Origin of the sequence: Actinoallomurus iriomotensis (genome assembly GCF_030269445.1) — a bacterium.
GTDB classification, from domain to species: domain Bacteria; phylum Actinomycetota; class Actinomycetes; order Streptosporangiales; family Streptosporangiaceae; genus Actinoallomurus; species Actinoallomurus iriomotensis.
The window spans coordinates 88,613-96,054 of the sequence record NZ_BSTJ01000021.1 but is presented as its reverse complement, the minus strand read 5'-3'; the positions used below and the strand labels follow the sequence as shown (position 1 = coordinate 96,054).

Annotated in this window: 7 protein-coding genes; 5 read left to right on the top strand and 2 right to left on the bottom strand. The window is 71.4% G+C overall.

The features are described 5' to 3' along the window. Together QSK37_RS49505 and QSK37_RS49500 are read right to left on the bottom strand one after the other, a co-directional pair. Positions 1-343: ABC transporter permease subunit (locus QSK37_RS49505; protein ID WP_432705683.1), on the bottom strand; the 343-nt coding region annotated here is incomplete at its 3' end. Next, the gene (locus QSK37_RS49500; protein ID WP_285636534.1) at positions 343-1,854 is read right to left on the bottom strand and encodes a sugar ABC transporter ATP-binding protein; all 1,512 of its coding nucleotides are present in this window, start codon (positions 1,852-1,854) and stop codon (positions 343-345) included. The genes QSK37_RS49505 and QSK37_RS49500, both read right to left, overlap by 1 nt. Positions 1,855-2,128: 274 nt before the next feature. Between QSK37_RS49500 and QSK37_RS49495 the strand changes: the two genes are divergently transcribed. The 5 genes from QSK37_RS49495 to QSK37_RS49475 all read left to right on the top strand — a co-directional run bounded on the left by QSK37_RS49495 (position 2,129) and on the right by QSK37_RS49475 (position 7,418). Further along, positions 2,129-3,127: a LacI family DNA-binding transcriptional regulator gene (locus tag QSK37_RS49495; protein ID WP_285636532.1), complete on the top strand. Its 999-nt coding sequence runs from the start codon at positions 2,129-2,131 to the stop codon at positions 3,125-3,127. Position 3,128: 1 nt separating this feature from the next. After that, positions 3,129-3,857: a (Fe-S)-binding protein gene (locus QSK37_RS49490; RefSeq protein ID WP_285636530.1), complete on the top strand. Its 729-nt coding sequence runs from the start codon at positions 3,129-3,131 to the stop codon at positions 3,855-3,857. Positions 3,858-3,955: 98 nt separating this feature from the next. Continuing rightward, positions 3,956-5,329 (top strand): lactate utilization protein B, encoded by a 1,374-nt coding sequence (locus QSK37_RS49485; RefSeq protein ID WP_285636539.1) that lies wholly within the window; start codon positions 3,956-3,958, stop codon positions 5,327-5,329. Then, the gene (locus QSK37_RS49480) at positions 5,326-5,916 is read left to right on the top strand and encodes a LutC/YkgG family protein (protein WP_285636528.1); all 591 of its coding nucleotides are present in this window, start codon (positions 5,326-5,328) and stop codon (positions 5,914-5,916) included. Before QSK37_RS49485 ends, QSK37_RS49480 begins: the two co-directional genes overlap by 4 nt. Positions 5,917-5,990: 74 nt before the next feature. Continuing rightward, positions 5,991-7,418 (top strand): rhamnulokinase, encoded by a 1,428-nt coding sequence (locus tag QSK37_RS49475; protein WP_285636526.1) that lies wholly within the window; start codon positions 5,991-5,993, stop codon positions 7,416-7,418. Positions 7,419-7,442 lie beyond the last annotated feature (24 nt).

Here is a 7,442-nt window from a genome sequence, read left to right as displayed (position 1 = left end):
ACACCGCACCGATCACCATGCCCAACACCAGCACCAAGACGATGTTCCGGTCATGACCGAGCACGAACTTGCCCGACGCGAAAGCCACAAGACCCACCACCGACCCCACGGACAGATCGATGTTGCGGGTCACCACCACCATCGTCTGCCCGACCGCGAGCAAGGCCAGGATCGAGGCGTTGAGGAAGATGTCCTTGACACCCTGAGACGACAGGAACGAGGAGTTCGCCGCCGTCGTCACGGCCACCAGGACGATCAGTGCCGCGACGATGCTCAGTTCGCGCGCGCGTAGGACGATGTCGACGAGCCGGCGCCCACCGGCGTCAGCGGTCACGGCCGCCATCAGGCTGCCTCCTGTCGGGTCTGGCCGGTCGCTGCGGCCATCACGGTCTCTTCGGTCGCCTCGTCCCGTGGGATCTCGGCGGTGAGCCGGCCTTCGTGCATGACGAGCACCCGGTCGGCCATCCCGAGCACCTCCGGCAGATCCGAGGAGATCATCAGGACCGCGAGGCCCTGGCCGGCCAGTTCGGACAGCAGCCGGTGCACCTCGGCCTTGGTGCCCACGTCGATGCCGCGCGTGGGCTCATCGATGATCAGCACCGACGGCTCGGTGGACAGCCACTTGGCGAGGACCACCTTCTGCTGGTTGCCGCCGGACAGCACCCCGACGGTGTCGCTGAGGCGGGCGTACTTGAGCTGGAGCCGGATCGCCCAGTCGGCCGCCCGATCCCGTTCGACCTTCCGGGAGATCACCGGTCCGCGACGCAGGGAGCTCAACTGGGTCAGACCGATGTTGCGCTCGATCGAACCGTCCATGACCAGCCCCTGCTGACGCCGATCCTCCGGCACCAGCGCGAGCCCGGCCGACATCGCGGCGGTCGGGCTGCCACCCGGCAGCCGAACCTCGCCGACCTGCACGCCGCCCGCGTCGTAGCGGTCGATGCCGAAGATCGCGCGAGCCACCTCACTGCGCCCGGCGCCGACCAGGCCGGCGAGCGCGACGATCTCTCCGGCGCACACCTCGAAGGACACGTCGGTGAAGACGCCCTCGCGGGTCAGCCGGGAGACCGTCAGCACCGTCTCCCCCGGCGTGGTCTCCTGCTTCGGGTAGAGGGTGTCGAGTTCGCGGCCGACCATCCGCTGGACGAGGTCGTCGGCGGTGAGCGCGTCGACCATCTCGGTGGAGATGTAGCGGCCGTCGCGCAGTGTCGTCACCCGCTGGCAGATCTCGAAGATCTCCTCCAACCGGTGGGAGATGAACAGCAGCGCACAACCCTGGTCCTGAAGGGTGCGGGAGACCGTGAACAGCCGCGCGACCTCGTTGCCCGACAGCGCCGCCGTCGGCTCATCCATGATCAACACCCGGGCGTCACGCGAGATCGCCTTCGCGATCTCCACGATCTGCTGGTCCGCGATGGACAACCCACGCGCGGGACGGTCCGGATCCAACGCCACACCCAGCCGCTCGAACAACTTCGCCGTCTCCGCACGCAACGCCCGACGGTCAATGCGGCCGAAACTCGCCCGCGGCTGACGGCCCATGAAGATGTTCTCCGCGACCGACAGATCGGGGAACAACGTCGGCTCCTGATAGATCACCGCGACACCCGCCTGCTGCGCGTCACCGGGGCCGTGGAAATCGACGGGGCGGCCGTCCAGCAGCACCTGTCCCTGGTCGGGGCGGTGCACGCCTGCCAGGGTCTTGACGAGCGTGGACTTGCCCGCCCCGTTCTCGCCGGCGAGCGCGTGGATCTCTCCGCCCCACAGCTCCAGGGAGACGTCCTGCAGAGCCCGCACCGCGCCGAATGCCTTGCTGACATTCGACAGGGCCAGGATCGGCGGAGCTTCGCTCATGCTTCCTCCGGAAGTGAACGGAATAAAAACGTTTTAACGCGATTGACCTGGGACCGTAGATCTGGGAGCGCGGCGCGGTCAAGAGTCACATCGTCGTGATCTTCCCGAAACGAAACGTTCACTACACCTCTGAGCTGCGGTGATGGTACTCAGATAACGAGAAGGTCACCGTCGACCCCGTCGAGCCGCCACCCCGGAACGAGTTGACACGTTTTAATCGGGTCGTTCACAGTGAACGCCATCAGATCGTGGAGAAGAGGTACCGGCGTTGGGCATGGGCACCGTGGGGATCAAGGAGGTCGCCAGGCTCGCGGGCGTCTCGCCGGGCACGGTCTCGAACGTGCTGAACCACCCCGAGCGGGTACGGGCCGAGACGCGCGACCGCGTCGAGCGGGCCATCGGCGATCTGGGCTTCGTGCGCAACGGTTCGGCGGCGACGCTGCGGGCCGGGCAGAACCGCGCGGTCGGCCTGGTCGTGCTCGACGTCGGCAACCCGTTCTTCGTCGAGGTCGCCCGCGGCGTCGAGGACGTCGCCAGCGACCGCGACCACGCCGTGATCCTGTGCAACTCCGGCGAGTCCTTCGACAAGGAGGCCCGCAACCTGCGGGTCCTGGCCGAGCAGCGGGTGCGGGGAGTGCTCATCACCCCGGCGGGCGAGGATCTCACGAGCGTGGAGGCGCTGCGCGACCGCGGCGTCGCCGTCGTGCTCGTCGACCACTCCTCGCCCGGTGACCTGTGCTCGGTGTCCGTCGACGACGTGGCCGGCGGCGACCTCGCCGTGACGCACCTGCTGAGCCGGGGCGCCGAGCGGCTGGCGTACGTGTCCGGGCCGATGGGCATCCGGCAGTGCGGCGAGCGGCGGAAGGGCGCGCGGCGCGCGCTGCGCACCGCCGGCCTGCCGGTGCGGGCGCTGGAGGAGCTGGCCGTCCCGGAGATGAACGCGAACGGCGGCCGTCTCGCCGCCGAGAAGCTGCTGGCCGGCGGACTACCCGACGCGATCTTCTGCGCCAACGACATGCTCGCGCTGGGCGTGCTGCGCGCGCTCTCCCAGGCGGGAGTGAGCGTGCCCGACGACGTGGCGCTGATCGGCTACGACGACATCGAGTTCTCCGCGGCCGGCACCGTGCCGCTCAGCTCGATCCGGCAGCCGACCTACCAGCTCGGCAAGATCGCCACCGAGCTGCTGCTGGACGAGTGCGACGACCCGGAGGGCCACGCGCATCAGCAGATCATGTTCCAGCCTGAACTCGTCGTCCGCGAATCGAGCCGTTGACATGCGCATCGCCCTGTTCGTCACCTGTTTCAACGACACCCTCTACCCGGGAACCGGCAAGGCGGTGGTCACCCTCCTGGAGCGGCTCGGGCACGAGGTCGTCTTCCCCGCCGAGCAGACCTGCTGCGGCCAGATGCACTACAACACCGGGTACGACCGGGAGTGCGGGCCCCTCGTCAAGGATTTTGTTAAAACGTTCCAACCGTTCGACGCGATCGTCGTCCCGTCGGCGTCCTGCGCCGGGATGATCCGCGAGAACCACGTGCGCGTCGCCCGTACCGTCGGCGACCGCGGTCTGGCCGAAGAGGCGGACCGGCTCGGGCCCCGCGTCCACGAACTGACCGAGCTGCTCGTCGACGTGCTCGGCGTCGAGGACGTCGGCGCGTACTTCCCGCACCGGGTGACCTACCACCCGACCTGCCACTCCCTGCGGGCGCTCGGCGTGGGCGACCGGCCGCTGCGGCTGCTGCGCGCCGTACGCGGGATCGATCTCGTCGAGCTCCCGGACGCCGCCGAGTGCTGCGGCTTCGGCGGAACGTTCGCGCTGAAGAACCCCGACGTGTCGGCCGCGATGGGCGCCGACAAGGTCGCCCGGATCCGGCAGACCGGAGCCGAGGTGGTCTGCGCGGCGGACAACTCCTGCCTCGCCCACCTCGGCGGCCTGCTGTCGCGGCTGCGGACGGGCGTACGGACGCTGCACCTGGCCGAGATCCTGGCGGCCACCGAGTGAACGAGCGCACGAGACCAGCCAGACAGGCCAGACAGGAAGGTGACTCCGTGCCGGGGCATCACGACACCGCCGGGGCGGCCATGCCGACGTATGTGGGGATGCCCGCCTTCCCGGACGCCGCGCGGGCGGCCGTGCGCGACACGCAGTTGCGCCGCAACCTCGCGCACGCCACCACCACGATCCGTGCCAAGCGTGTCACCGCCGTCGGCGAGCTGGCGGACTGGGCGGAGCTGCGGGAGACCGGGAAACAGATCAAGGACCACACGATCGAGCACCTGGGCCACTACCTGCGCCTGCTGGAGGAGCAGGTGACGGCCCGCGGCGGCACCGTGCACTGGGCCCGCGACGCGGCCGAGGCGAACCAGGTCGTCACCGACCTGATCAAGGCCACCGGCGAGACCGAGGTGGTCAAGGTCAAGTCGATGGCCACCCAGGAGATCGGCCTGAACGAGGCCCTCGACGCCGCCGGGATCCACGCGTACGAGACCGACCTGGCCGAACTGATCGTGCAGCTCGGCGGCGACCGCCCCTCCCACATCCTGGTTCCGGCGATCCACCGGAACCGGGCGGAGATCCGCGAGATCTTCCGCCGGGAGATGCCCGGCGTGCCCGACGACCTCACCGACGACCCCGCGCGTCTCGCCGCCGCCGCTCGCGAGCACCTGCGCGAGCGGTTCCTCGCCGCGAAGGTGGCGGTGTCCGGGGCGAACTTCGCGGTGGCCGAGACCGGCTCGCTCGTCGTCGTGGAGTCCGAGGGCAACGGGCGGATGTGCCTCACACTGCCGGAGACGCTCATCTCGGTGATGGGCATCGAGAAGGTGCTGCCCACCTGGCGCGACCTGGAGGTGTTCCTGCAGCTCCTGCCGCGCTCCTCCACCGCCGAGCGGATGAACCCCTACACCTCGGTCTGGTCGGGCGCGACGGAGGGACAGACCTTCCACCTCGTCCTGGTCGACAACGGCCGTACCGCGACGCGCGACGACGAGGTGGGCCGCCAGGCGCTGCGCTGCATCCGCTGCTCCGCGTGCCTGAACGTCTGCCCCGTCTACCAGCGGGCGGGCGGCCACGCGTACGGATCGCCGTACCCCGGGCCGATCGGCGCGATCCTGTCGCCTCAGCTGCGCGGCGCCGGGTCGCCGGTGGACGACTCGCTGCCGTACGCCTCGACGCTGTGCGGCGCCTGCTTCGAGGCGTGCCCGGTCGCGATCGACATCCCTGAGGTGCTGGTCCACCTGCGGTCGCGCGCCGTGCACGGGCGTACCGAGCGGGCCGCCATGCGGTTCGCCGCGTGGACGCTGCGCTCCCCCACCCGGCTGGCGTTCGGGCAGCGTCTGGCCGGTACGGCCGGGCGGGTGCTCGGCCGGCGAGGCTTCATCGGGCGGCTGCCCGGCCCGATGGCGCGCTGGACCGACACCCGCGACGCGCCCGTCCCCGCGACCGAGACCTTCCGCGACTGGTGGAACCGCCGATGAGCGCCCGTGAAGAGATCCTGCGCCGGCTCGGCGACGCGCCCGTGACCGGCTACGACGCCATCCCCCGGCACTATCTGCGCCGGCACCACGACGGCGACGTCGTGGACCTGTTCGCCGAGCGCGCCGCCGACTACCGGGCACAGGTGCGGCGGATCGCCCGCGCCGAACTGCCCGCGGTCCTGGGCGAACCGGACGGCCGGTTCGCCGTGCCGGCCGGGCTGCCCGACGCGTGGACGGCCGAGGTCGACGCCGTACGGGACGACCCGCCGCTCTCCGTCGCCGACCTCGACGCACTCGACGGCGTGATCACCGGCTGCGCGGTCGCCATCGCCGAGACCGGCACGGTCGTGCTCGACCACGGCCCCGGGCAGGGACGGCGGGCGCTCACGCTGGTCCCCGACTTCCACCTGGTCGTCGTCGAGACCGGCCAGATCGTCGCGGACGTGCCCGAGGCGATCGAGCGGCTGTCGCCGGACCGGCCCCTCACGTTCGTGTCCGGCCCGTCGGCCACGAGCGACATCGAACTGTCCCGCGTCGAGGGCGTGCACGGGCCGCGCCGCCTGTCGATCCTGATCGTCGACGCCTGAAGGACGCGGGCCGCCCGCCCGTGTCCCGTCGTCGACGACCAAGCCGTACACCACCGAGCCGAATTAGGGGAGACATGCAGCCGCGTTCATTCGCCGCCGTGGACCTCGGCGCCTCCAGCGGGCGTGTGATGATCGCCCGGGTGGGCGAGGACGAACTGGCCCTGCGCGAGGCGCGCCGCTTCCCCAACCGCCCCGTACGCGCGGCGGGCACGCTGTACTGGGACGTCCTCGGCCTGTACGGGCACGCGCTGGACGGCCTGCGGGCCGCGGAGGGGATCGCGTCGATCGGGGTCGACTCGTGGGCCGTCGACTACGGGCTGCTCGACTCCGCGGGCGCCCTGCTCGGCAACCCCGTCCACTACCGTGACGGCCGGGCCGACGGCGTCATGGACGACGTCGTCGCGAAGGTGGGCGCGCAGGCCCTGTACGACGTCGGCGGACTGCAGTTCCTGCCGTTCAACACCGTCTACCAGCTGCTGTCCGGGCCGGTCCCGGAGGCGGCGCGCACGCTGCTGATGGTGCCCGACCTGCTCGCGTACTGGCTGACCGGCGAGGCCGGCGCGGAGATCACGAACGCCTCCACGACCGGGCTGTACGACGTACGCGCCGGCGACTGGGCGTACCCCCTCATCGACCGCCTCGGCCTGCCCGCGACGATCCTGCCGCCGCTGCGGCGGCCGGGCGAGGTCATCGGCACCCTGCGGGCCGACGTCGCCGCCGAGACCGGGCTGCCGAAGTCGCTGCCGGTCACGGCGGTCGGCTCGCACGACACCGCCTCGGCCGTGTTCGCGGTGCCCGCGGAGCACGACCGCTTCGGGTACGTCTCGTGCGGCACGTGGTCGCTGGCCGGGGTGGAGCTGACCGCGCCGGTGCTGACGGAGGAGAGCCGGGTCGCGGGGTTCACGAACGAGGTCGGCGTCGGCGGCACCATCCGGTACCTGCGCAACGTCATGGGCCTGTGGCTGCTCCAGGAGTCACTGCGCACCTGGCGCGCCGAGGCGTCACTGCCCGACCTGCTCGCCGCCGCCGCGGACGCGCCGCCGTTCGCCGCGCTCGTCGACCCGGGCGACCAGTCCTTCATCCCGCCCGGCGACATGCCGGCGCGGATCGCCGAGTACTGCGCGCGCACCGGCCAGCGGCCTCCGGCCGGACGGGCCGAGGTCGTACGGTGCGTCCTGGAGAGCCTCGCCCTGGGTCATCGCGCGGCCATCCGCGACGCCGCCCGGCTGTCCGGCCGGTCCGTCGAGGTGGTGCACGTGGTCGGCGGCGGAGCACGCAACACCCTGCTGTGCCAGCTGACCGCCGACGCCTGCGGACTGCCGGTCGTGGCGGGCCCGGTCGAGGCGACCGCCATCGGCAACGCACTGGTCCAGGCCCGCGCCCACGGCCTGACCACCGACCCACGCGACCTCGTACGCCGGACCCAGGACCTCACCGTCTACCACCCACGCGGCGACGAGACCGCCTGGGACACCGCCGCCCGACGCGTCGGCCTGTCGTAGCCCCGATCACCCCGGCCTTCGGTG